The sequence below is a fragment of the Shinella granuli genome (assembly GCF_004341885.1).
GTDB lineage: Bacteria > Pseudomonadota > Alphaproteobacteria > Rhizobiales > Rhizobiaceae > Shinella > Shinella granuli.
Genome location: NZ_SLVX01000023.1, coordinates 75,883 through 99,015, shown reverse-complemented (window position 1 = coordinate 99,015; position 23,133 = coordinate 75,883). Strand labels below are relative to the sequence as shown.

Here is a 23,133-nt window from a genome sequence, read left to right as displayed (position 1 = left end):
ATCAAGTCGATCATAGGAAATGATCATGCTGGATGCGCTTACCCTCGACCAGATCCGGACGTTCGTCGCAGTCGCCAGGAGCGGCAGCTTTCGGGCCGGGGCAAGCAGCCTGTCGCGCGCGCAATCTGGCGTCAGCGCCGCCATTGCCAATCTGGAAGCGCAACTCGGCGTCCTGCTCTTTGACCGCTCCGGTCATCGTCCGATGCTCACGCCTCAGGGCACCGCGCTCCTCGCCGATGCGCGCGACATCCTGCTGCGCGTCGACGCCATGCGCGCGCGGGCGCACGGTTTTGGCGAGGATGTCGAGCTTGAACTGTCGATCGCGGTCGATACGCTGTTTTCGGTCGCGGTGGTCGGGTCGGCGATAGCCGCGATGCGCCGCGTTCACCCCTCGGTCACGGTCCGGCTCGCTGTCGAGCCGCTTGGCGGACCGTTGCAGGCGTTGATCGAAAAGCGCGCGACGCTCGCGATCATGGTCGGTGAGGATTTTCGCGACCCCAGGGTCGTATTCGAAGCGCTTTCACCTGTTCGCCAGATCGCCGTCGTCGCTCCGGGCCATCCGCTGGCGACGCTGGGCGCGGAGCGGCAGGTCGAGGTTTCGGATATCGCGAACCATCTTCAGATCGTGCTGTCCGACCCGACCGCACAATCGAAAGGCCGGGATTTCGGCGTCATCTCGCCACAGACCTGCCGGGTGAACACGCAGGACGCCAAGCATGCCCTCATCCTGGCAGGCGTCGGCTGGGGACGACTTCCATTGTGGCAGGTTGGGGAAGACATCGACTGCGGAAGGCTTGTCAGGCTTGGTACGAAATCGCTCGGGCGTCACAGCCAGGTCGAATCCGAGAGTTATCTCGCCCGCCGCATCGATGAGCCATTTGGCCCGGCCGCCCGCAGCTTTGTCGATGCATTGAACCTGCTGGATGCGGACAATCCTGCCTGAACCGCCGGCGGTACCCCTCGACCGGATGGGGTGCCGCCAGCGCTGCCAGGGCACGGCGAAGTTCGACGGCGTGTGTCGTCAGGCATCGTCTGCGTGTCTGAACGACGTGCTGTTCATAACGAAAAGGCAAAGAAGCGGGGCGACCGCCACCGTCACGAACAGCCAACGCGCCGCGCTGGCCGTATCCATGCCGTCAGCGCCGCCGCTCGCCCCTGCGAGATTGACGGCCAGTCCGGCGATGGCCGCACCGAATGCGGTGGCGCAAAGCTGCACCGTCATGATGGAGGATGCTGCATTGTCTTCCTCGCCCTGCGGCGCCACATGCAGGATCATTGCCGAAAGGTGCGGATAGGCAAGGCCGACGCCCACTCCCCCGATCACCAGAGCCGCGCAGATGAGGGCCAGGGCAAGCCAGCCTTCCACGCTCGTCCACGGCATGGCGACGACGAGAACCACCATCGACGCAAGGGAGAGCATCGGCCCCGCGCGCACGACGGAGGCGCGCCGTTCGCCTTTCAACCCGGATGTGTGGATTGCCGCCGCCGTCCACCCCGCCGACATAACGGCCGCGATATAGCCGGCCTCCAGCGGCGAGCGGCCATGCAGGTCCTGCAGGAAGAGCGGCAGGAAGATTTCCGTGCAGGTGACGGTGACGGCGAGCAGCGCGGTGGCCGCGTAGAGGCTGCCGAGAGCGGCGGGGCGCTCGAACGTGCCGGCCGGAAGCAGCCTGTGCCTGGATCGTCGTTCCGTCACGATGACAAGCCCGACCAGAACGAGGGCCGTCACCATTCCAGCGACAGTGGATGAAAGATTCGCGCCCATGCCGCCCCAGGAGGCGGCAAACACCGCGAGCGTCAGGAGCGCGAGCTGAACGAGAGGAAGCGGCTCGCTCTGGACTCGTTCTCCCGTGCGCGGTGGCAATACGAAGAGCGCGGCAAGGGTGACCAGCCCGGCAATCGGGACCAGGAACAGGAACGCACCGCGCCAAAGGCCGAGTTCGGCGAAGACGCCGCCGACAGCAGGACCCAGCAGGGTGGCGATGCCCCACATGCTGGACAGAAGCGCGAGGGCGCGAGGCCAGAGCGGCTGGGCGAACACCCGGCGGACCATTGCATAGGCCAGCGCCAGCAGGATGCCGCCGCCGAAACCCTGCGCGAACCGCCCGGCCAGCATGATCTCCATCATATTCGCAATGGCGCAGACCAGCGTGCCGGCAACGAAGACGAGCGCGGCCACGAGATAGCCCCCTCTCGCCCCCGCCTGTGCCAGCAGGGGCGCGGACAGCGCCGCCCCGAGGATCGAGGCGACGACGAACAGGGTCGTGTTCCAGGCGTAGTAGTCGAGGCCGCCGATCTCGCGCACGACGGACGGCAGGATCGTGGTCGAGATGTAGAGATTGACGGCATGCAGGGCGACCCCGCCGCTCAGCGCCAGGGAGCGGATGAGGTTGCCGCCGGAGAGCAGATCGCCCCAGCCCGGCGAAGCCGAAAGGGTGTGCGAGTCGGTCATTGGATCGTCCTTTCAGCGTCGCCGAGGCGCGCCAGCTTGTCGGGATTGCGCATGATGTAGACGCCGGACAGGCGGCCTTGCGCATCGCAGGCGAGGCTGACCGAGGCGACGATTTGCGCAGCGTCGAAGACGAGCGCCCCCCGCGTCCCGTTGATGTCGGCGGGCTGCCATCTGTAGCCCTGCCAGTATCGATGGAGGGCATCGCCGAGGAACCCGAGCACGTCCGCCTTGCCCGAAAGGGGAAGCAGCAGCGTCGGTACCTTGCCGCCCCCGTCGGCCCGAAGCTCGATGTCTTCTGTCATCAGCATGGCGAGCTGCGCCGTGGCTCCTGTCGTGATCGCCGTCTGGAAGGCCGCAAGCAGTTCTTCCTGGCGCTGCTTCGGAGCGAGGGAAGCCGGTTCGGCCCGACCGACACGGCTGCGGGCGCGTGAAACCAGCTTGCGGCACGCCGCCTCCTGAACGCCCAGTGCGGCGGCGATATCCTCATAGGGCTGGTCGAATATCTCCCGCAGGAGATAGGCCGCCCGCTCCTTCGGCGCGAGCCGCTCCAGCACGAGCAGGAAGGCGAGGGACAGCGATGAAGACAGTTCCATCGCGCTTTCCGGCGTCTCGTCGGTCATGGTCTGGATCGGCTCCGGCAGCCACGCCCCGACATAGTCGACCCGGACCCGGCGAGCCGAGCGCAGCATGTCGATGCAATGGCGCGTGCAGGTTGCGGTCAGCCAGCCGGCGGGATTGGAAACGGCCCGGCGTTCGGCCCCCTGCCATTTCAGCCAGGTGTCTTGAACCGCATCCTCGGCTTCGGCGAGCGAGCCGAGGATGCGGTAGGCAAGTCCCGTCAGAAACGGGCGCCGGGCTTCGAACAGGTCTGTGTCGTGCCTGTCCATGTCAGTGCGTCGACACCTGAATGCGGTTCCACAGATTGATCATCGCAACCGTCGCGGTCAGCGCACTGATCTCGGCCTCGCTGAAATGCGCGCGCAGCTCGGCGCGCAGCGCCCCGTAATCCGTCTTCCGCTCGATCTGGGTCAGCGCCTCCGTCCAGGCGAGCGCGGCGCGTTCCTTCGGCGAAAAATCGCTCACATGGTCCCAGACCACGAGGCGATCGAGCCGCTCGTTGGTCTCGCCGTCGTCACGCGCTTCCTTCGTGTGCATCTTCACGCAATATGCGCAGCCGTTGAGCTGGGATGCGCGAAGCTGAACGAGATGATGCAGCATCCGGTCGAGGCCGTGCTCGTCGATCGCGCCATGCACATTCTCCAGGGCCGCAAAGACGGTGGGGATGGTCTTGTAGTGGTTGACGGGTTTGCTCGTCATCGGTGGTCTCCTTTTGGGCGTTACGCTCCTATGACGATCCACGCCAACGATCTGTGACGTGCCTTTGTCGAAATCCGCGGCTTGCTTGTCCCACGGCTGAGCGCTGTACGCCATTGAGCGTCCGGCATGGTTCGGCTCGCGGCTGCGGCATGCCTTCCAAAAATATATGCTTGCGCATGCAAATAGATTGACAGTGTCGCGCGCTCAATATATTGCATGCACATACATATAAATACGAGCCCGCATGATGAGCACTGTAACCGTCTATTCCGACTATGTTTGCCCCTTTTGCCTGCTTGCGGAGCAGGTTCTGTCCGATGCGATCGGCGATCGGGATATTTCCATATCCTGGCGCGCCTTTGAGCTGAGGCCCGAGCCGGTGCCGACGCTGCGTCCGGAAGACCCGTATCTGCCGGCGATCTGGAGCAGGTCCGTCTATCCGCTCGCCGACAGGCTGGGTGTTCCGATCCGGCTGCCGTCGATTTCGCCGCAGCCCCGAACTGCCAAGGCGTTCGAACTCCTCGTCATGGCGCAGGACAAGGGGCTGGACCATCCCTATTCCATGCGCGTGCTGCGCGCCTTCTTTCAGGAGGATCGCGACATCGGCGATCCTGAAATCCTGATCGCGCTGGCGGCGGAGGCGGGCCTCAACGCCGGCGAGGCCCGGCAGGTGCTTGAAAGCGGGGCCTATGCCGAACGTCATCGCGAGGCGCTGCGCCATGCCCGCGAAGACATGGCGATCACATCAGTGCCCACAATCGTTGTCGGCGACCGGGTTTTCCGGGGAACGCCACCGCTGGACGCGCTGCGCCTGGCAATCGACCGTCTCCGGGACGCCGCCGGCAATGAAGACCGCTCCCGTCCGGTGGAGCGGCCGACCCGATAGGCACATGCCTTCACAAGCTCACCACTCACGAAAGGATACATGCAATGAGCTGGCTTTATCTCGGAATCGCCGTGATCTTTGAGATCGCGGTCGCAATCAGTGCGGGCAATGCGAAAGGGTTCACGCGCGCCTGGTGGACCATTGCGACCCTCGTCAGCGGGGCCAACGCCACCTTCTTCCTCAGCCTCGCGCTTCTCACCTTCGATGTGGGCGTGGGATACGCGATCTGGACGTCGGTCGCGGGGGTCGGGATCGTCGTGTTGGGTGCGCTGTTCTTCGGACAGCAACTGAACTGGACGAAGGCTCTCGGGATCGCCCTCGTCATCGGGGGCGTCGTCGGCCTGCGCCTCAGCGGCGCGGCCTGACAAGGAAAACAGCCATCTTACTCGTCCAATTCATCCTGACCAAAAGGAACCATCATCATGGATACAATCCGCAAGACCCAAAGCAACGGCAGCGCATGGGGCATGCTGCTGCTCGCCAGCGTCTTCGAAATCGGCTACGCCCTCAGCGTGGGGGGCAGCCAGGCGTTCACCGTGTTGAGCTGGTCGGTCGCCGCCGTCGTCTTCTTCCTGCTCACGCTCTATTTCCTCAGTGCCGCCTTGCAGACCATCGACGTGGGGATCGGCTATGCGGTGTGGGCCGGGATCGGCTCGGTTGGGGCGGCCGTTTTCGGCAGCATCCTGCTCGACCAGCCGCTGACATTGATCCAGGCATTCTGGCTGGGGGTCATCATTGCCGGTGTCGTCTGGCTGAAGCTGGCCGACAGCGCAAAGCTCCGGGGGCAGGCCTGATGGTCGCCGAATCCTCTGCGCGCCACACGCGACTCATGGAGGAGGTCGTCGCCTTCTCCGTGGATCATGTCCACGACGGTGGCATTCCCTTCATCGCCTTCGTCGTCGACCAGGACGGCGTCGTTCTCGGACGCGGTGTCAACCGCGTCCGGGAGCATCACGACCCGACCGCGCATGCCGAAGTCGAGGCGATCCGTGACGCTTGCCGCACGCATGGAACAACCCGCCTGCAAGGCACGACGCTTCTGGCATCGGGAGAGCCCTGCGCGATGTGCTACATGAGCGCGCTCCATGCGGGCATCTCGCAGGTACTCTTTGCCGCGGATCGCGACGAGGCGGCTGCGCATGGCTTCGACTATCGCGGCACATACCGCCTCCTTGCCCACGATCCGCGGACCTGGCGGTCGCCCGTCGTGAACAAGCTTGCCGTCCCTGAACGGTTGCGTCCATTTCTGGAATTTCGTGCGCGGTTGCCCGCTCTTTAGCTGGGGGTCGCACTTGCTTAGGTGCTTGCATGAGCATACATATGCTGGGCAAGCACCCATTATTCGAGAGGAGTCGATATCGCTCATGCCTAAGAGAAGTGATGCCTGGCTCAAGCTGATTCATGCGGTCGCCAATGTCGAAGCCGAACTCGGGAAGGTCCTGCAAGATCGGCATGGTCTCGGCCTGTCGGACTATCGTGCGCTCGAGATATTGTCGCGATCGCCGGATTCCGAACTTCGAATGCAGGAACTGGCCACGCATTTGCGCCTGAACCAGAGTTCGGTATCGCGAATGGTCGAGCGCCTGGAGCGCGGCGGCCTTACGGTTCGAGATCTTTGCCCGGACGACAAGCGCGGCGTCTACACCGTGCTCACCGACAAGGGGCGTGCGCATTTTGAAACTGCGCAGCCCGACTACGAGGCGGCGCTGACCGCCGCCCTCAAGGAGCATGGCTGCGAAGAGCTGCTGTCGGTGAAATTCACCACGACAGGATAGGCGTTTCCTGAGCGCGGAGGTCTCGAACACCGTGGCGATGGTGTTGGCGTTTCCGTCCGGGCTTTCACCAAACATCCCGCAGGCCATGCGGATATCCCGTTCCGAGCCAACGGTATTCAAAGTTTGTCTGCCCCCATCAACCGCAATGCTGTGTAAGGTTTTTCCAATCGAACCGGAGGGTTGGCCGCTGCGGCCAGGTGCCGGTTCTGCCATGCCTTGGGGAAAACCATGGATCTGGAAAAGATCAAGACGCTGCTCGATTTCGTCGGCCGCTCGCGCGTCTCGGAACTGACGGTCAGCGAGACGGGTACGACGGTCATCATCCGGAAATCCCCGCAGGCGGCGGCAGCGGTGCACGCACCAGCGGCGCTGGAGCCGCAGGCATCAACCGCCCCGGTCGAACCGGCAAGGCAGAAGGATGAAGCCGAGGCGCAACTCGTGCGTTCGGCCATTGCCGGTGTTCTTCATCAGGCCGCAAGCCCCGGCGCGGCGCCGCTGATTGCCGTCGGCGATCCGGTCGAGGCGGGCCAGGCGCTCTGCATCGTCGAGGCGATGAAGGTCTTTACCACGGTGAGCGCGCCCTTCGGCGGGACCGTCAAGCGCATCTTCTTCGACGATGGGCAGGATGTCGGTTTCGGCGATCCGCTCGTGGAGATTGCCTGATGGGCAGGCCCTTCACCTCCGTCCTCATCGCCAATCGCGGCGAGATCGCCGTTCGCATCGAGCGCGCCTGCCTGGAACTGGGGCTGCGGCCGGTCCTTGTCGCTTCCGAAGCGGACGCGGCGGGCTGCACCAGGCCGGGTGCGGGCGGACCGCTCGCCATCGGTCCCTCGGCGCCGGGGCGCAGCTATCTCAACCAGGCGGCCATTCTGCTGGCGGCCCGCGTGACGGGCGCCGAGGCGGTTCATCCCGGTTACGGCTTCCTGTCGGAAAACGCCGATTTCGCCGATGCGGTGGAGGCGGCGGGGCTTGCCTTCGTCGGCCCACCGGCATCGGCGATCCGCATCATGGGCGACAAGATCGCTGCCAAGCGGGCGATGATGGCGGCCGGCGTGCCCTGCGTGCCGGGGCCGGGCGAACCGCTGCCGGAAGATGCCGAAGCGGTGCGGGCGATCGCCGAGGAGATCGGCTATCCCGTTATCGTCAAGGCGGCCGGCGGCGGGGGCGGGCGCGGCATGCGCGTCGTGCGCGAAAGCGCCGAGGTCGCCGATGCGATCGCCATCACCCGCGAAGAGGCGCGCCGCGCCTTCGGCAAGCCGGAACTCTATATGGAGAAATTCCTGGAGCATCCGCGCCACGTCGAATTCCAGGTCCTGTGCGACATCCATGGTAATGCCGTCTGGGTCGGCCATCGCGATTGCTCCGTCCAGCGCCGGCACCAGAAGGTGGTGGAGGAGGCGCCTGCGCCGGGCATCGCGCCTGACCTTGCCGAACGGATCGGCGTGCGCTGTGCGCAAGCCTGCCGGCAGATCGGCTATCGCGGCGTCGGCACCTTCGAGTTCCTCTACGAGAACGGCGAATTCTATTTCATCGAGATGAACACCCGCCTGCAGGTCGAGCATCCTGTCACCGAGATGACGGCAGGCGTCGATCTCGTGCATGAACAGTTGCGCGCCGCGCAGGGCGCAGTGCTGGAGACGGAACGCTTTACCGGCGCGGCGCGGGGCCATGCCTTCGAGTGCCGCATCAATGCCGAGGACCCCACCACCTTCGTCGCCTCCCCGGGGCGCATCACGGCGGTGCGCTTCCCGAGCGGTCCGGGCATCCGCGTCGATACCCATGTGTCCGCGGGCTACCGCGTCTCGCCCTATTACGATTCGCTGATCGCTAAGCTGATCGTCCATGCCCCGACCCGGGAAGATGCCATCCGCCGCATGCAGGTCGCCCTGTCCGAGACCTGCATCGAGGGCATCGCCACCAATCTCCCGCTGCACGCGCGGATCTTCTCCGATCCCGATTTCGTGCGCGGCGGCGTCGACATCCACCATCTTGAAAAACGGCTGAGGGAGGAACCCCGTGGCGAGGCGTGACCGCTCGACGGGCAGGAACACGATCGGCGATCTGTCCGATCCTGCCCTCATCTCGACCCTCACCGGCTGGCTCGAACGCTCCGGCGCAAGTGCGCTGGAGATCACGACGCCCGACGGTGGCGTGCTGAAGATCGCCCTCGATGCCGGCGCGCGGTTGGAGGAGATTGCCGAACCCGCGCCGGCAATCCCGGCCCGGCCGGAAGGCCGCGCCGTCAAGGCGCCGATGGCCGGCCTCTTCCGCGACCGGCATCCCGCTGCCCCTGAAACCGGCCCGCTTGCCGGCGAGGGCAGAGCGCTTGAAGCCGGCGCCGTCGTCGGTTTCGTCGAGGTCGGGCCGGTGCTCCTGCCCGTGACCGCTCCTGATGCCGGGGTGGTCGGTGAAATCCGCACCCGTACCGGCGACCTGATCGGCTACGGCGACCCCGTCCTGACGATGGAGCCTTCCCCATGAGCATTCGGTACGCCGCGCCCGCCGCCATCGTGCCCGACACGGATGGACAGGCAAGAATCTCCTTCATCGGCACACGCGCTTTTCTCATCGAGGCGCCCGGTGCCTTCGATCTGCCGAACCAGCGGCGCGTCTGGGCGCTGTCGCATGCGCTCGAAACCCGCCCCGATGTCGCCGAGATCGTGCCGGGCATGACGAACCTGCTGGTGATCCTCAAGGAGACGCCGGACATGCCGGAGGTGGTCGTCCGTGATCTGCAGGAGGAATGGCGGCGCGCGCGAAGCGTCGATCTGGCAGGTCGCGAGATCGAGATTGCCGTTACCTATGGCGGCGAGCACGCGGATGACCTGCCGGCGCTGTGCGACCTTTCCGGTCTCTCCGACCGGGAGGTGGTGCGCATCCACCACGAGGGCACCTACCGCGTCTTCGCGCTCGGCAGCGCGCCGGGTTTCGGCTACCTGCACGGGCTCGATCCGCGCATCCACATGCCGCGCAAGACCGTGCCTTCGCTTCACATGGCGCGCGGCTGCGTGACCATCGGCGGCATGCAGACGGGCATCGCCGTGCTGACCGGGCCGAACGGCTGGAATTCCATCGGCTTTGCCGAATTGCAGATGTTCGATCCGCTGGCCGCATCCCCCGCTGTCATGGCCCCCGGAGATACCGTGCGTTTCCGTCCTGAAAGGATCGAGCTGTGATCGAGATCGTCGCAACGGGTCCCCTGAACACGGTCCAGGACCTCGGCCGCCCCGGCTATCGCAATATCGGCGTCACGGCGTGCGGGGCGATGGATACGCTCGCGCTGACGATCGGCAATATCCTCGTCGGCAATGCGCCGGATGCGGCCGGCATCGAGGTGCAGACCTTCCCCTTCCGTGTGCGGTTTTCCGACCGGGGCGCCTTTGCCCTGACAGGGGCCGACTGCCGGGCGACGCTCGACGGTGTGCCGCTGCCGCCCTGGTGGATGGCGCAGGCGCGGCCGGGCCAGATGCTGGAACTCTCGCCGCCCCTGAAGGATGCCCGCGCCTATCTCAGCCTTGCCGGCGGAGTGGATGTGGCCCCGGTTATGGGCTCGCGCAGCACCTCGCTACGCGGCGGTTTCGGCGGGGTCGACGGGCGCGTGCTTGCCGCGGGCGACCGCATTGCGACGGGCGCGGCGGCGGATGGTTTCCTGCCGAAGGACGGCTTCGGCGTGGTGCCGCCGGCTGTGGCGCTGAAGGATGTCTTTCCCCTCGCCGAGGGCGGCGCGCTCGTCATCCGGGCGCTGCCGGCGGGTGAACATGATCTCTTCGGCGTGGATGCGGAACGCTTCTGGAGCCAGCAGTGGAAGATTTCCGCGCGCAGCGACCGCACCGGCTATCGGCTGAGCGGCGATCCGATTCATCCGACCGAGGTGGTGGAGATGCGCTCGCACGGGGTCGTTCCCGGCGTCATCCAGGTGCCGCCGGCGGGCGAGCCCATCGTCCAGATGAGCGACGCCAATACGGCGGGCGGCTATCCCAAGATCGCCGGTGTCATCGAGGCCGATCTCTGGCGGCTGGGGCAGGCGCGCATCGGCTCGCTGCTGCGCTTCGTGCCGGCGACGCATGCGGAGGCGAAGGTCGTGGAGACGGCGCTTGCCGCCTACATCGCCGATGTTCGGAAAACCGCCCGGCTGGTGCGCCAGGCGCTTGCCGCCATGGCTTGAGGCAGCCCGGAATCGCGTAGAAACGAAGAGGATACCATGCAGGTCGATCTCAATTCCGACATGGGCGAGGGCTTCGGCCCCTACCGGCTCTGCGACGACGAGGCGATGATGGATGTCGTCACCTCCGCCAACATCGCCTGCGGCTTCCACGCCGGCGATCCCGACACCATGGTGCGCATGGTGCGCCTCGCGCGGGAAAGGGGCGTCGATGTCGGCGCCCACCCCGGCCTGCCGGACCGGCAGGGCTTCGGCCGCCGCGAACTTCCCTTCGGGCCGGACGAGCTGCGCCAGCAGATGCTCTACCAGCTCGGCGCGCTGACGGCGATCGCGAGGGCCGAGGGCGTCACGGTCTCCCATGTCAGCTTCCATGCCGCCATGGGCAACATGGTCAACCGCGACCCGGCGCTTGCCGCCGCCATGATGCAGGCGATCCGCACGGTCGATGCCGATCTCGTCGTCTTCGGCACGGCGGACAGCGTGATCGAGCGCGCGGCCATCGAGGCCGGGCTGAAGACGCTGACCCTCTTCCTCGCCGACCGCGCCTATGATGCGAAAGGCGCGCTCGTGCCGCGCGGCCAGCCCGGCGCCCTCGTCAAGGACGAAGCTTCGGTCCGCGCCCGCGTGCGGCGGTTCCTTCTCGACGGAACCGTCACGGCCATCGATGGCACCGTTATTCCCATGCGGGCGCGCTCCATCCTCGTCCACAGCGATACGCCGGGCTCGCTCGACCTTGCCCGCACCGTGCGCAGCGAGATCGAGGCGGCCGGCGGCACTGTCACGCCCGTCTCGAAACTCCTTCGTTGAACTTCCCCGACCAATCGAAAGCAACCGCCATGCCCGCCATTGCCGACCGCCTGAAGAACGTTTCCGTCTCCGCTTCCGCCGCCATGACCCAGCGCGCCCGCGACCTCGCGGCCAAGGGCATCAAAGTCATCAGCCTGTCCTCCGGCGAGCCGGATTTCGCGACCCCCGCCAATGCCATCGAGGCGGGCCACGCGGCCGCCCTTGCCGGCGATACGAAATATCCGCCGCTCGACGGCACGCCGGCGCTGCGCCAAGCGATTTCCCGAAAATTCAAGCGCGACAACAATCTCGACTACGATCCCTCCGAGATCGTCGTTGCCGGCGGCGGCAAGCAGATCATCTTCAACGCCGTCCTGGCCACCTGTAATCCCGGCGACGAGGTCGTCATCCCATCGCCGTCCTGGATCAGCTATGCGGATATCGTGAAATTCGCCGGTGGCGTGCCGGTGCCGGTCGATTGCCCGCAGCAGAACGGCTTCAAGCTCAAGGCAGAGGATCTCGATGCGGCGATCACCCCGCGCACCAAATGGCTGTTCCTCAACTTTCCGAACAATCCGACGGGCGCCGCCTGCTCGCGGGCCGAGATGACGGCCATCGCCGAGGTGATGCTGAAGCACCCCCATGTCTGGATCATGACCGACGACATGTACGAGCATCTGATCTATGACGGCTTCGAGTTCTGCACCATCGCCGAGGTCGAGCCGCGCCTGAAGGAGCGCGTGCTGACGGTCAACGGCGCCTCCAAGGCCTATGCGATGACTGGCTGGCGCCTCGGCTTCTGCGGCGGGCCGAAGGACCTCGTCAAGGCGATCAGCAATGTCAACGGCCAGAACAGCGGCGGGACTTCCACCATTACCCAGGCTGCCGTCGCCGCCGTGCTCGACGGGCCGCAGGATCTCCTGAAGGAGCGGGCGGCGATCTACAAGACGCGGCGCGATTTCGTCGTGGAAAGGCTCGGCGAGATCGAGGGCATTCGCTGCCACAAGCCGGAAGGTGCCTTCTACGTCTTCCCGAACATCGCCGAACTCATCGGCAGGACCAGCAGGGGCGGGCGGAAGATCGCAACCGACACGGATTTCGTTCTGGCTCTCCTCGACGAGCACCATGTCACGACCGTGCAGGGCGCGGCCTATGGCATGAGCCCGTTCTTCCGCATCTCCTATGCCACGAGCATGGAGCAGCTCGACGAGGCCTGCGGGCGCATCGCCGAATTCTGCGCGGGGTTGCGCTAACCCTTGAGCCGTGCGGTCAGCTCCATGAGGATCGACCGCACCGCCAGCGCCGGCTCGGACAGTTCGCTCTGGTCGGAAACGCACAGCGACAGCGTCTCCTCGATCCGCGGCGTCACCACGCGCGAGACGATCGGCTCGGAGGATTCGGCGACGATGCGCTCGGCGATGGCGCGCGGCATGATCGTCGCGCCGACGCCGCGGCTGACGGCGCGGCCGAGCGTGCGCACGATCTCCACTTCCGCCACCACGTTCAGCGACAGGCGGCCGCGCGTGAAGGCGAGATCGATGGCCCGGCGCACGAAATTGTAGGGCGGCGGCAGGAGGAGCGGCAGGTCGTTCAGTGCGCTGACCGGCAATGGCGCATCGCCCGGCTCGATGCCGAGATCCCGGTGGGCGACGAGATGGAACTCCTCCACGAAGACCGGTTCGAAGCGCACGCCCTTGATCGGCCCGGTGCCGTGGATCAGGGCCATTTCCAGCCGGCCGTTCATGATCATCTGGCTGTAGGTCTGGCCGACGCTTTCGGTGAGATGCAGCAGGATGCCGGGATGACGCTTGCGCGTTTCGGTGAGAAGATCGACGGAGAGTGTCGCCGCGCTGGAAAAGGGAACGAGGCCCACCGAGACGCGCCCGACCAGCGTGGAGCCGGCTGCCTTCACGTCGGCCTGCGCCTGCTCCATCTGGCGCAGGATGATCTGGGCATGGCGATAGACCGCCTTGCCCGCCTCCGTCATCGAGACGCCCTGCTGGCTGCGGATCAGCAGCTTCTGCCGGAAATGATCCTCCAGCGCGGCAAGCTGCTGGCTGAGGGCTGGCTGGGCGATGTGCAGCACGTCGGCGGCGCGGGTGATGCTGCCGGTATCCACGATCACGATGAAGGATTTGAGACGCCTGATATCCATATGCCGAACCTGCCCTGAATGGGCCGCATGTTACAGGCCCAGGTCGCGGCGGCAAGCCCATAAGGCTTCCTTATCCATCCAGATTCAAACGGTCTTATCCAGAGCCGGAAAGCTTCGCTACTCTCTCTTTCAACAACAGGGGAACCACAATGTCCTTTTCCGATTACAGAACCGCACTGGTGACGGGTGCCTCCTCGGGGATCGGTGCTGCGGTCGTCGAACGGCTCCGTCGCGAAGGCCTCGAAGTGCACGCCGTCGCCCGAAGCGCGGGCGCCCTGCAGGACCTTGCCGCGCGCACGGGCTGCATTCCCCATGCCATCGATGTCACGGACCGCACCGCGCTGGCAAAGCTTGCCGGCGAGGTCGAGTTCGACATCCTGGTAAACAATGCGGGCGTCGATCGGCCGAAGAAATTCCTGGAGGCGGAGGACGGCGACATCGATCTCCTCATCGATGTCAATCTGCGCGCCGTGCTTCATCTTTGCCGGCTGGTCGTGCCCGGCATGGCGGCGCGCGACCGTGGCCATGTCATCAACATCACCTCGATCGCCGGCAACTACAATTTCGGCGGCAATTCCACCTATCACGCCACCAAGGCCGGCGTCGCGATGCTTTCCAATCAACTGCGCATCGACACGTTCGGCAAGCGCGTGCGGGTGACGGAAATCTGCCCCGGCCGTGTGGCGACCGACATCTTCAACCATGTGCACGGCGACGATCCGTCCATCCGCGAGCGCTTCATCGACGGTTTCGAGCTGCCGCAGGCCTCCGATATCGCCGACGCCATCGCCTTTGCCATCGCCGCGCCCGTCGCCGTCAATATCGGCCACATGGAAATCACGCCGACGCTCCAGGTGATGGGCGGCCTGCAGACGGCCCGCCCGCAGGAGCGGCAACCGTGAAGGGCTTCGATCTTGCCGCCATCCTCGGCAATGCCGAATACATGGCCATGCTGGCCCACGGCATCCAGATAACCTTCGTCATCGCCATCTGCTCGTGGCTGCTGGCGATGAGCCTTGCGCTCGTGCTGCTCGCCATCCGCTTCTCGCCGGGCCGCATCGGCAATTCGGCGGTGGCGGCCTACGTGTCCTATCACCGCAACGTGCCGACCCTGGTGCAGCTCATGCTCTGGTATTTCGGCATCTACACGCTTCTGCCGTCCGGCATTGCGGATTGGCTTTCGGCCCATTCGGCGGAAATGGTCTTCGCGATCATCGGCCTCGGGCTGTGCCAGGCGGCCTATTTCAGCGAGGACCTGCGTTCGGGCCTGCGCTCGATCAGCCCCGGCCAGATGGAGGCGGCGCGGGCGCTCGGCCATGGCTACATTTCGGCCATGCGCTACGTGCTGATCCCGCAGGGCGTGCGCAACGCCCTGCCGGCCCTCGTCAACCACAGCGTCTCGCTGTTCAAGAATTCCAGCCTCGCCATCGTCATCGGTGCGCCGGAACTCAGCCATGCCGTCAAGGAGATCGAGAACCTCTCCTTCCGGACCTTCGAGATCTACCTGATCGGCACGGTCCTCTATCTCGTCTTCTCCCTGATCATCATGGCTGCGGGGGCCTGGCTCACCTGGCGTGCCGATCCGCTGAACGGAGCGAGCCGATGATCCACGACATGATCGCCATCATCGATGAATACTGGCTGCTGCTGCTGATCGGCCAGTATCCGAACGGACCGCTCGGCGGCCTTGCCAACACGCTGATCCTCTCGGCGCTCAGCATCGTCATCGCCTTTCCCTTCGCCATCCTGCTCGCCTTCGCGCGCCTTTCCAGTTACCGGGCGCTGCGCTGGCCGGTGACGGTGCTGGTCTATGTGACCCGCGGCGTGCCGCTGCTGATGCTGGTGCTCTGGAGCTACTTCCTCGTGCCGCTTCTGACGGGCGCCGACGTGCCGAGCTTCCTGACCATGCTCGCCACGCTCGTCGTCTACCAGGGTGCGTTCCTGAGCGAGATCATCCGCGCCGGCATCGTGGCGCTGGGGCAGGGGCAGATGGATGCGGCGCGCGCACTCGGCCATAGCTGGTTCGGCGCGATGCGCTACGTCATCCTGCCGCAGGCGCTCTACAACATGATCCCGAGCATGCTGTCGACCTTCGTGGCGACCATCAAGGATACGACGCTCGGCTACGTCATCAACGTGCCGGACCTCACCTTCGCCGCCAGCCAGGTCAACAACCAGCTTCTCACGCAGCCCTTCCAGGTCTTCCTCATCCTGGCGCTGACCTACTACGTGATCTGCTGGTCGCTGACCGCGCTCACCAATGTCGTCGAGCGGCGCATCACCCGCCGCCGGGCGGGGCTTGGCCCCAGGCGCCGCGGCGAGATCGCTCTTCCCCTGACACCCAAAGTGACGGAGCAGCTATGACCGCCCCAGTATCCAACATCGGGAACGACCAGACGATCCGGCTTGCCGATGTCCGCAAGAGCTACGGCGATTACGACGTGCTGAAAGGGATCGACGCGACCGTCGCGCGCGGCGAGGTGGTCGTCATCTGCGGGCCGTCGGGCTCGGGCAAGTCGACGCTGATCCGCACCGTGAACCGGCTGGAGGAGATCAACAGCGGCTCGATCTTCTTCGAGGGACAGGACGTGCATGCGCCGATGAGCGGCCGGGACCTCAACCGCCTGCGCAGCCGCATCGGCTTCGTCTTCCAGAGCTTCAATCTCTTTCCGCATCTTTCTGCGGTGGACAATGTCGCCATGTCGCCCATCCGCGTGAAGGGCGTGCCGGCGGCCGAGGCGCGTGAGAAGGCGCTGAAGCTTCTCGATCGGGTGGGCCTGCGCGAAAAGGCCGAGTCCTATCCCGCTCAATTGTCCGGCGGCCAGCAGCAGCGCGTGGCGATCGCCCGCGCGCTCGCCATGGAGCCGCCCGTCATGCTCTTCGATGAACCGACCAGCGCGCTCGACCCGGAAATGGTCGGCGAAGTGCTGAGCGTGATGAAGTCGCTGGCGGCCGAGGGCATGACCATGATGTGCGTCACGCACGAAATGGGTTTCGCCCGCGATGTGGCCGACCGCATCTGGTTCATCGATGGCGGCCAGATCATCGAAACGGCGACGCCCGAGGACTTCTTCAAGAACCCCAAGCACCCCCGCGCGCAGCGATTCCTTGCGGACCTGCGCCACTAATATCAAGCAAAGAGGAGAACAGCATGAAGTATCATCATCTCATCCTGGCGGCGACCGTCGCCGTGGCCGCGATCGCCGGTCCCGCGAAGGCCGACCAGCTCGACGATATCATCGCCAACCAGACGCTGCGCTGCGCGACCTTCGCCGACGTGCCGCCGTTTGCTTCGCCGGATACGCAGACCCGCGAAATGGTGGGCTTTGACGTCGATCTTTGCAGCGCCATTGCGCGTGAACTCGGCGTGAAGGCTCAGATCAAGCCGGTTTCGGTGGAAGCCCGCGTGCCGGAGGTCAAGCTTGGCCGCGTCGATATCACCGTCGCCAACCTGGCTTATACGCAAAGCCGCGCCGAACAGATCCAGTTCAGCGATCCCTATTATCTCGCCAAGGAAATGCTGATCGTGCCGGTCGACGATGCCGGTCAGTCGAAGGCCGATTATGTCGGCGAGCGCATCGCCTCCACCAAGGGCTCGACCTCGGAAATGTCGATCAAGCTCAACAATTCCCAGCCGCTCACCTTCCAGGACACGGCATCGGCCTATCTCGCTGCCCAGCAGGGCAAGGCACGCGGCATGGTCGCCAACACGATGACGACCACCAAGCTCGTCAACGAATCCAAGACGAAGGGCCGCGAGATGCGGATGATCCCCGAACCCATGCTGTTCCAGCCCATCGGCATCGGCATGGCGCAGGATCAGCCCGCGCTGACCGCGAAGATCAACGAGGTGCTGCGCAAGCTGGACGAGAGCGGCGAACTCAACCGGATCTGGGACAAATGGCTGGGTCCGGATACCGAATACAAGATGACCCGCACCGACAAGGTCGTACCGCTTTCGGAGCTGAAATTCGACCAGATCCCGTAAGGGGTCACACGCAAGCGGCCACTGTCCGAAATGGATCAAACCTCTCCGGCGGCGGGTGCTGCGCCCGCCGCAATGATTACCCGTGGGAAAAATCATGACGCATATCAAGAAAATGCCCGTCCGCCCGAGTGCCACCGAGGTTGCGGCGCTTGCGAAATTCTCGCCGGCGACCATTCATGAGGCGCAGGGCCGGCGCGGCGCGCTCTCCTCGCGCATCAAGCCGGTCGATTACCGCATGAAGCTGTGCGGCCCGGCCTTCACCGTGCGCTGTGCGCCGCGCGACAACATCATGCTCCAGCTCGCGATCAACTATGCCCAGCCGGGGGACATCATCGTCGTCTCGGGCGGCGAATACGAGGAAGCCGGTTCCTTCGGCGACGTGCTCGCCAATGCCTGCCTCGCCAAGGGCATCGGCGGCCTCGTCACGGACAGCGGCGTGCGCGACTCGCTGCAACTGCGCGAGCTCGGCTTCCCGGTCTTCTCGCTCAGCGTCTGCATCAAGGGCACCGTCAAGGAAACGCTGACCTCCACCAACGACCCGATCGTCATCGGCGGCGAGCTCATCCATCCCGGCGACATCATCGTCGGCGATGCCGACGGCCTGGTCGTCGTGCGGCGCGAGGAGGCGCTTGAGGTGGCAAAGCTCTCGCAGGCCCGCGAGGATGCCGAAGCCGGCTACATTGCCGCCTACAAGGCGGGCAAATCCGTCGTCGAGGTCAGCAAGCTGGAAGCGGTGCTGAAGGCCAAGGGCCTGACCGTCGAGGCGTGAGCGATGGACCGCCTGTAAGAGGGATCGAGCTGTTTCAGGTTGGTCCTCATCCGTCCCGGGACGAGGATCGCCTGAACGCACATTTCAAGCGCCGCTACCGCGACCATATCCGGCACGAAGCCGGCACGCCCGTCACCTTCATCCACTTTCCGGCACGAAGGACCTGATGGGGATTTACAAAAGTAATATAATATGATGTTTTACCCTTGCTGCTGAGGAGCAGCTTTCTTTGGGAGGACATCATGAAATTCAGAACCGCACTTGCGAGTGCCACGATCCTTGCTGCCTCGATGGTCGGCGCCGCGTCCGCCGCCGATCTCACCGTCGGCTTCTCGCAGATCGGATCCGAATCCGGCTGGCGCGCTGCGGAAACCACCTTGACCAAGCAGCAGGCCGAGCAGCGGGGCATCGATCTGAAATTCGCCGATGCGCAGCAGAAGCAGGAAAACCAGATCAAGGCGCTGCGTTCCTTCATCGCGCAGGGTGTCGACGCCATCCTCGTCGCGCCGGTCGTCGCAACAGGCTGGGACGAAGTGCTGCAGGAAGCCAGGGACGCGGAAATCCCGGTCATCCTGCTCGACCGCACGGTCGATGCGCCGGAAGACCTCTACATGACCGCCGTCACCTCCGACCTCGTGCATGAAGGCAAGGTCGCCGGCCAGTGGCTGGCCGACACCGTCGCCGGCAAGCCGTGCAATGTCGTTGAACTTCAGGGCACGACCGGCTCCTCGCCGGCCATCGACCGCAAGAAGGGTTTTGAAGAAGCGCTCGCCGGCAAGGACAACCTGAAGATCATCCGCAGCCAGACGGGCGACTTCACCCGCACCAAGGGCAAGGAAGTCATGGAAAGCTTCCTGAAGGCGGAAGACGGCGGCAAGAACATCTGCGCGCTCTACGCCCACAACGACGACATGGCCGTCGGCGCCATCCAGGCGATCAAGGAAGCCGGCCTGAAGCCGGGCACGGACATTCTCGTCGTCTCCATCGACGCCGTGCCTGACATCTTCCAGGCCATGGCCGCCGGTGAAGCCAATGCCACCGTGGAACTGACGCCGAACATGGCCGGCCCGGCCTTCGACGCGCTGGAGGCCTTCCGCAAGGACGGTAAGCTGCCGCCAAAGTGGATCCAGACGGAATCGAAACTCTACACCCAGGCCGACGACCCGGCCAAGGTGTACGAGGAAAAGAAGGGCCTTGGCTACTGATCTCTCCCGATGCCCGCGTCCGGCCGCAAGCCGGCGCAGGCATCCACCTAGCCCGCCCGTCGTCTCCGGGGAGACGGCGGGCGGCCATTGTCATCGGGGTCGGATCATGCAGCCTGACAGTTCCCATGTTCTCTCGGCAACGGGGATCGACAAGATCTTCCCGGGTGCGCGGGCCTTGAACCGCGTCGACTTTTCGCTTCATCGCGGCGAGGTGCATGCGCTGCTCGGCGAAAACGGCGCGGGCAAGTCGACGCTCGTCAAGTGCCTCACCGGCGCCTATGCCCGCGACGGCGGGCGCATCGTGCTCGACGGTGCGGACATCGATCCGCAGAGCACGCTGGAAGCGCAGAATCTCGGCATCGGCACGGTCTACCAGGAGGTGAACCTGCTGGCGAACCTCACGGTCGCCGAAAACCTCTTCCTCGGCCGCCAGCCGCGGCGTTTCGGCCTCGTCAGCGCGCGCAAGATGAACCGGCGGGCGAAAGCGCTGCTTGCCGAATACGATCTCGACATCGACGTCACCGCCGGGCTTGCCGCCTATTCCGTCGCCGTCCAGCAGGTCGTCGCCATCGCCAGGGCCGTCGATCTCTCCGGCAAGGTGCTGATCCTCGACGAGCCGACGGCGAGCCTCGACGCGCACGAGGTCGCCATGCTCTTCCGCATCGTGCGGCGCCTCAGGGAGCGCGGCCTCGGCATCGTCTTCATCACCCATTTTCTTGAACAGGTCTACGAGATCTCCGACCGCATCACGGTGCTGCGCAACGGCGGGCTTGTCGGCACGCGCGCGACCGCGGACCTGCCGCGCCGCGAGCTGATCGCCATGATGCTCGGCCGCGAGCTGGTGCAGGAAGTCGCCGGCGGCCACGGGGCGAGGGGAGAGGCCGGCGACGTGCGCTTCCGCTTCCGCGGTTTCGGCCGCAAGGGCCATATCCAGCCCTTCGACCTCGACATATGCGCCGGCGAGGTGGTCGGCATTGCGGGCCTGCTCGGCTCCGGCCGCACGGAGACGGCGGAGATCCTCTTCGGCGCCGAGCGGGCAGACAGCGGCACGGCGCAGGCGGACGGGCGGGCGCTCGACCTCTCCTCGCCCCGCGCCGCCATCCGCGAGAAGTTCGGCTTCTGTCCGGAGGACCGCAAGGTCGACGGCATCGTCGGCGATCTCTCGGTGCGCGAGAACATCGCGCTCGCCCTCCAGGCCCGACGCGGCTGGGCGCGGCCGATCAGCCGCGGCGAGCAGGACCAGCTCGCCGACCGTTACATCAAGGCGCTGGACATCCGCACCAGCGACCGGGAAAAGCCGATCCGGCTGCTCTCCGGCGGCAACCAGCAGAAGGCGATCCTTGCCCGCTGGCTCGCCACCAATCCCGATTTCCTCATCCTCGACGAGCCGACGCGCGGCATCGATGTCGGCGCCCATGCGGAGATCATCCGCCTCATCGAATCGCTGTGCGAGAAAGGCATGTCGCTGATCGTGATCTCCTCGGAACTGGAAGAACTCGTCGCCTATTCGAGCCGCGTCATCGTGCTGCGCGACCGGGCGCATGTCGCCGAACTCACGGGCAGCGCGGTCACGACGGACGGCATCGTCGAGGCGATCGCCGCGTCGGCGGGGAGGGTGGAGGCATGACGTCCGCGCTGAAAGCCTATGCCGTCAGGCTCTTGCCCCAGGCCGCCGCGCTTGCCGTCATCCTCGTGATGGTCTCCCTCGCCTTTCCCGGCTTCTTCCGCCTCGAAATGCAGAACGGCCGGCTCTATGGCAGCCTCGTCGACATCCTCAACCGCGGCGCACCCGTCGCGCTGCTCGCCATCGGCATGACGGTGGTCATCGCCACCAAGGGCATCGACCTGTCGGTCGGGGCGGTGATGGCGATCTGCGGCGCGGTCGCGGCCGCCTGCATCACCTCCGGCCACGGGTTGGCGACTACCCTTTTGATCACGCTCGCCACGGGCATCCTGTGCGGCCTGTGGAACGGCATCCTCGTCGCCGTGCTCGATATCCAGCCGATCATCGCGACGCTGGTGCTGATGGTCGCCGGCCGCGGCATCGCGCAGCTCGTCACCGAGGGGGCGATCCTCACCTTCAACGATCCCGGGCTCATCTTCATCGGCAGCGGCGCGCTTCTCGGCCTGCCCATGCCCGTCGTCATCTGGCTCGCCTTCGGCATCGCCGTTGCTCTGCTCGTGCGCCGCACGGCGCTCGGCATGCTGATCGAGGCGCTCGGCGTCAACCGGCGCGCCGCCACGCTCTCGGGCGTCTCGACGGGCGTGCTCCTGATTGCCGCCTACATGCTGTCCGGCCTCTGCGCGGCCATTGCCGGCATCATCGCGGCGGCCGATATCCGCGGGGCGGACGCCAACAATGCCGGCCTCTGGCTGGAGCTGGATGCGATCCTCGCGGTCGTCGTCGGCGGCACCTCGCTGCTCGGCGGGCGCTTTTCCATCGCCGCCTCGCTCATCGGCGCGCTGATCATCCAGTCGATCAACACGGGCATCCTGCTTTCCGGCTTCCCGCCCGAATTCAATCTCATCATCAAGGCGGCGATCATCGTCATGATTCTCATCATCCAGTCGCCGCGCGCGCAGTCGGCCTTCGCCTTCCTCTCCCGCCCGCGGGCCGAGGACGGGAAGACGGAGCAGGAGGCGAAATGAACCAGCGCTACCTTCCCCTCGCCGCGACGATCGCGATCTTCCTGATCGCCTATGCCGTCTGCATCGCGCAATATCCGAACATGCTGTCGACCCGGGTGATGGGCAACCTCCTGACGGACAATGCCTTCCTCGGCATCGCCGCCGTCGGCATGACCTTCGTCATCCTGTCGGGCGGCATCGACCTTTCCATCGGCGCGGTCATCGCCTTCACCGGCGTCTTCCTCGCGGTGCTCCTGCAATCGACCGCGATCCACCCGCTCGCCGCCTTCGTGCTGGCGCTTGTCATCACCACGGCCTTCGGTGCGCTGATGGGGGCGATCATCCATCACCTCGAAATGCCGCCCTTCATCGTCACGCTCGCCGGCATGTTCCTGGCGCGCGGCATGGCCTTCGTGCTGACGATCGATTCCATCCCGATCCGGCACCCGTTCTACGCCACGCTGAAGAGCCTCTACTACACGCTGCCCGGCGGCGGGCGCATCACGCTGATCGGCGGCCTGATGCTCCTCGTCTTCGCCGCCGGCATCCTCGTCGCGCACCGCACCCGCTTCGGCGCCAATGTCTATGCGCTCGGCGGCGGGGCGGCGACGGCGCAGCTTATGGGCGTACCGACCGGCCGCACGACGATCCTGATCTATGCGCTGTCGGGCTTCCTCGCCGGCCTCTCGGGCATCGTCTTCTCGCTCTATACGTCGGCTGGCTATTCGTTGGCGACGGTGGGCGTGGAGCTCGATGCCATCGCGGCGGTCGTCATCGGCGGCACGCTTTTGACCGGTGGCTCCGGCTTCGTCGCCGGCACGCTGGTCGGCATTCTCATCCAGGGCCTCATCCAGACCTACATCACCTTCGACGGGTCGCTGTCGAGCTGGTGGACGAAGATCCTGATCGGCGCCCTGCTCTTCGCCTTCATCCTTCTCCAGAAGGGCCTGATCCAGTTCACGGGCCGACGGCGGCGGCATGCATAAGGACCATCCTCTTCCGGCCGCACC

The 23,133-nt window shown here is 65.5% G+C and carries 27 protein-coding genes; 23 read left to right on the top strand and 4 right to left on the bottom strand.

The annotated features are described in order from the left end of the window. Nucleotides 1-25: 25 nt before the first annotated feature. Entirely contained in the window at nucleotides 26-943 is a 918-nt protein-coding gene (locus tag EV665_RS25970; protein ID WP_064328987.1) for a LysR family transcriptional regulator, read from the top strand. 78 nt (nucleotides 944-1,021) lie between these two features. On the opposite strand, the gene EV665_RS25965 is transcribed toward EV665_RS25970, so the two are convergent. Genes EV665_RS25965 through EV665_RS25955 form a run of 3 tightly spaced genes read right to left on the bottom strand, consistent with a single transcriptional unit; the run spans nucleotide 1,022 to nucleotide 3,769 of the window. Continuing rightward, nucleotides 1,022-2,452 carry an MFS transporter gene (locus EV665_RS25965; RefSeq protein WP_133036284.1) on the bottom strand — a complete coding sequence of 477 codons (1,431 nt, stop codon included), beginning with the start codon at nucleotides 2,450-2,452 and terminating at the stop codon, nucleotides 1,022-1,024. Then, nucleotides 2,449-3,339 carry an RNA polymerase sigma factor SigJ gene (gene sigJ / locus EV665_RS25960; RefSeq protein ID WP_133036283.1) on the bottom strand — a complete coding sequence of 297 codons (891 nt, stop codon included), beginning with the start codon at nucleotides 3,337-3,339 and terminating at the stop codon, nucleotides 2,449-2,451. The genes EV665_RS25965 and sigJ overlap by 4 nt, the downstream gene beginning before the upstream one ends. Before the next feature lies 1 nt (nucleotide 3,340). Further along, a complete protein-coding gene (locus tag EV665_RS25955) occupies nucleotides 3,341-3,769 on the bottom strand; it encodes a carboxymuconolactone decarboxylase family protein (RefSeq protein WP_133036282.1) in 429 nt (142 codons plus the stop codon). Nucleotides 3,770-4,013: 244 nt separating this feature from the next. Between EV665_RS25955 and EV665_RS25950 the strand changes: the two genes are divergently transcribed. From EV665_RS25950 to EV665_RS25895, 12 genes are all read left to right on the top strand, one after another. Then, on the top strand, nucleotides 4,014-4,655 hold the full coding sequence (locus EV665_RS25950) for a DsbA family oxidoreductase (RefSeq protein ID WP_245507832.1): 642 nt from the start codon (nucleotides 4,014-4,016) through the stop codon (nucleotides 4,653-4,655). A gap of 44 nt (nucleotides 4,656-4,699) precedes the next feature. Next, entirely contained in the window at nucleotides 4,700-5,020 is a 321-nt protein-coding gene (locus EV665_RS25945; RefSeq protein WP_133036281.1) for a DMT family transporter, read from the top strand. A gap of 57 nt (nucleotides 5,021-5,077) precedes the next feature. Further along, a complete protein-coding gene (locus EV665_RS25940) occupies nucleotides 5,078-5,449 on the top strand; it encodes a DMT family transporter (protein WP_133036280.1) in 372 nt (123 codons plus the stop codon). Further along, nucleotides 5,449-5,934: a nucleoside deaminase gene (locus EV665_RS25935; RefSeq protein WP_162853163.1), complete on the top strand. Its 486-nt coding sequence runs from the start codon at nucleotides 5,449-5,451 to the stop codon at nucleotides 5,932-5,934. Before EV665_RS25940 ends, EV665_RS25935 begins: the two co-directional genes overlap by 1 nt. Before the next feature lie 85 nt (nucleotides 5,935-6,019). Further along, nucleotides 6,020-6,430, top strand: a complete 411-nt coding sequence (locus EV665_RS25930; RefSeq protein WP_133036279.1) for a MarR family winged helix-turn-helix transcriptional regulator — start codon at nucleotides 6,020-6,022, stop codon at nucleotides 6,428-6,430. A gap of 228 nt (nucleotides 6,431-6,658) precedes the next feature. Beyond that, entirely contained in the window at nucleotides 6,659-7,093 is a 435-nt protein-coding gene (locus tag EV665_RS25925) for an acetyl-CoA carboxylase biotin carboxyl carrier protein (protein ID WP_133036278.1), read from the top strand. Further along, nucleotides 7,093-8,460, top strand: coding sequence for an acetyl-CoA carboxylase biotin carboxylase subunit (locus EV665_RS25920; protein ID WP_133036277.1), 1,368 nt, complete (start codon nucleotides 7,093-7,095; stop codon nucleotides 8,458-8,460). Before EV665_RS25925 ends, EV665_RS25920 begins: the two co-directional genes overlap by 1 nt. After that, nucleotides 8,447-8,911 carry an acetyl-CoA carboxylase biotin carboxyl carrier protein gene (locus tag EV665_RS25915; protein ID WP_133036276.1) on the top strand — a complete coding sequence of 155 codons (465 nt, stop codon included), beginning with the start codon at nucleotides 8,447-8,449 and terminating at the stop codon, nucleotides 8,909-8,911. Before EV665_RS25920 ends, EV665_RS25915 begins: the two co-directional genes overlap by 14 nt. After that, nucleotides 8,908-9,606 (top strand): 5-oxoprolinase subunit PxpB, encoded by a 699-nt coding sequence (gene pxpB, locus EV665_RS25910; protein ID WP_064328999.1) that lies wholly within the window; start codon nucleotides 8,908-8,910, stop codon nucleotides 9,604-9,606. Before EV665_RS25915 ends, pxpB begins: the two co-directional genes overlap by 4 nt. Next, entirely contained in the window at nucleotides 9,603-10,595 is a 993-nt protein-coding gene (locus EV665_RS25905; RefSeq protein WP_133036275.1) for a 5-oxoprolinase subunit C family protein, read from the top strand. The genes pxpB and EV665_RS25905 overlap by 4 nt, the downstream gene beginning before the upstream one ends. Before the next feature lie 36 nt (nucleotides 10,596-10,631). Beyond that, nucleotides 10,632-11,399, top strand: coding sequence for a LamB/YcsF family protein (locus tag EV665_RS25900; protein WP_133036274.1), 768 nt, complete (start codon nucleotides 10,632-10,634; stop codon nucleotides 11,397-11,399). Between the two features lie 29 nt (nucleotides 11,400-11,428). After that, nucleotides 11,429-12,631, top strand: coding sequence for a pyridoxal phosphate-dependent aminotransferase (locus tag EV665_RS25895; RefSeq protein ID WP_064329002.1), 1,203 nt, complete (start codon nucleotides 11,429-11,431; stop codon nucleotides 12,629-12,631). Here the strand turns inward: EV665_RS25895 and nac are convergent. Beyond that, nucleotides 12,628-13,533, bottom strand: a complete 906-nt coding sequence (gene nac / locus EV665_RS25890) for a nitrogen assimilation transcriptional regulator NAC (protein ID WP_064329003.1) — start codon at nucleotides 13,531-13,533, stop codon at nucleotides 12,628-12,630. The two genes, EV665_RS25895 and nac, sit on opposite strands and share 4 nt — an antisense overlap. A gap of 149 nt (nucleotides 13,534-13,682) precedes the next feature. Between nac and EV665_RS25885 the strand changes: the two genes are divergently transcribed. The 10 genes from EV665_RS25885 (at nucleotide 13,683) to yjfF (ending at nucleotide 23,109) form a co-directional block, all read left to right on the top strand. Next, nucleotides 13,683-14,435: an SDR family oxidoreductase gene (locus EV665_RS25885; RefSeq protein ID WP_133036273.1), complete on the top strand. Its 753-nt coding sequence runs from the start codon at nucleotides 13,683-13,685 to the stop codon at nucleotides 14,433-14,435. Further along, nucleotides 14,432-15,139: an amino acid ABC transporter permease gene (locus EV665_RS25880; RefSeq protein ID WP_064329005.1), complete on the top strand. Its 708-nt coding sequence runs from the start codon at nucleotides 14,432-14,434 to the stop codon at nucleotides 15,137-15,139. Before EV665_RS25885 ends, EV665_RS25880 begins: the two co-directional genes overlap by 4 nt. Then, nucleotides 15,136-15,897 (top strand): amino acid ABC transporter permease, encoded by a 762-nt coding sequence (locus EV665_RS25875; RefSeq protein ID WP_064329006.1) that lies wholly within the window; start codon nucleotides 15,136-15,138, stop codon nucleotides 15,895-15,897. The genes EV665_RS25880 and EV665_RS25875 overlap by 4 nt, the downstream gene beginning before the upstream one ends. Next, nucleotides 15,894-16,661: an amino acid ABC transporter ATP-binding protein gene (locus EV665_RS25870; protein ID WP_064329007.1), complete on the top strand. Its 768-nt coding sequence runs from the start codon at nucleotides 15,894-15,896 to the stop codon at nucleotides 16,659-16,661. The genes EV665_RS25875 and EV665_RS25870 overlap by 4 nt, the downstream gene beginning before the upstream one ends. A 23-nt stretch (nucleotides 16,662-16,684) precedes the next feature. Further along, a complete protein-coding gene (locus tag EV665_RS25865; RefSeq protein WP_133036272.1) occupies nucleotides 16,685-17,521 on the top strand; it encodes an ABC transporter substrate-binding protein in 837 nt (278 codons plus the stop codon). 94 nt (nucleotides 17,522-17,615) lie between these two features. Then, on the top strand, nucleotides 17,616-18,290 hold the full coding sequence (locus EV665_RS25860; RefSeq protein WP_133036271.1) for a 4-carboxy-4-hydroxy-2-oxoadipate aldolase/oxaloacetate decarboxylase: 675 nt from the start codon (nucleotides 17,616-17,618) through the stop codon (nucleotides 18,288-18,290). 242 nt (nucleotides 18,291-18,532) lie between these two features. Continuing rightward, on the top strand, nucleotides 18,533-19,495 hold the full coding sequence (ytfQ, locus tag EV665_RS25855; protein ID WP_064329010.1) for a galactofuranose ABC transporter, galactofuranose-binding protein YtfQ: 963 nt from the start codon (nucleotides 18,533-18,535) through the stop codon (nucleotides 19,493-19,495). 106 nt (nucleotides 19,496-19,601) lie between these two features. Further along, nucleotides 19,602-21,122, top strand: a complete 1,521-nt coding sequence (gene ytfR / locus EV665_RS25850) for a galactofuranose ABC transporter, ATP-binding protein YtfR (RefSeq protein ID WP_133036270.1) — start codon at nucleotides 19,602-19,604, stop codon at nucleotides 21,120-21,122. Next, complete coding sequence (locus tag EV665_RS25845; protein ID WP_133036269.1) at nucleotides 21,119-22,144, top strand: ABC transporter permease; 1,026 nt, start codon at nucleotides 21,119-21,121, stop codon at nucleotides 22,142-22,144. Before ytfR ends, EV665_RS25845 begins: the two co-directional genes overlap by 4 nt. Then, a complete protein-coding gene (gene yjfF, locus EV665_RS25840) occupies nucleotides 22,141-23,109 on the top strand; it encodes a galactofuranose ABC transporter, permease protein YjfF (RefSeq protein WP_133036268.1) in 969 nt (322 codons plus the stop codon). The genes EV665_RS25845 and yjfF overlap by 4 nt, the downstream gene beginning before the upstream one ends. Nucleotides 23,110-23,133: the final 24 nt, after the last annotated feature.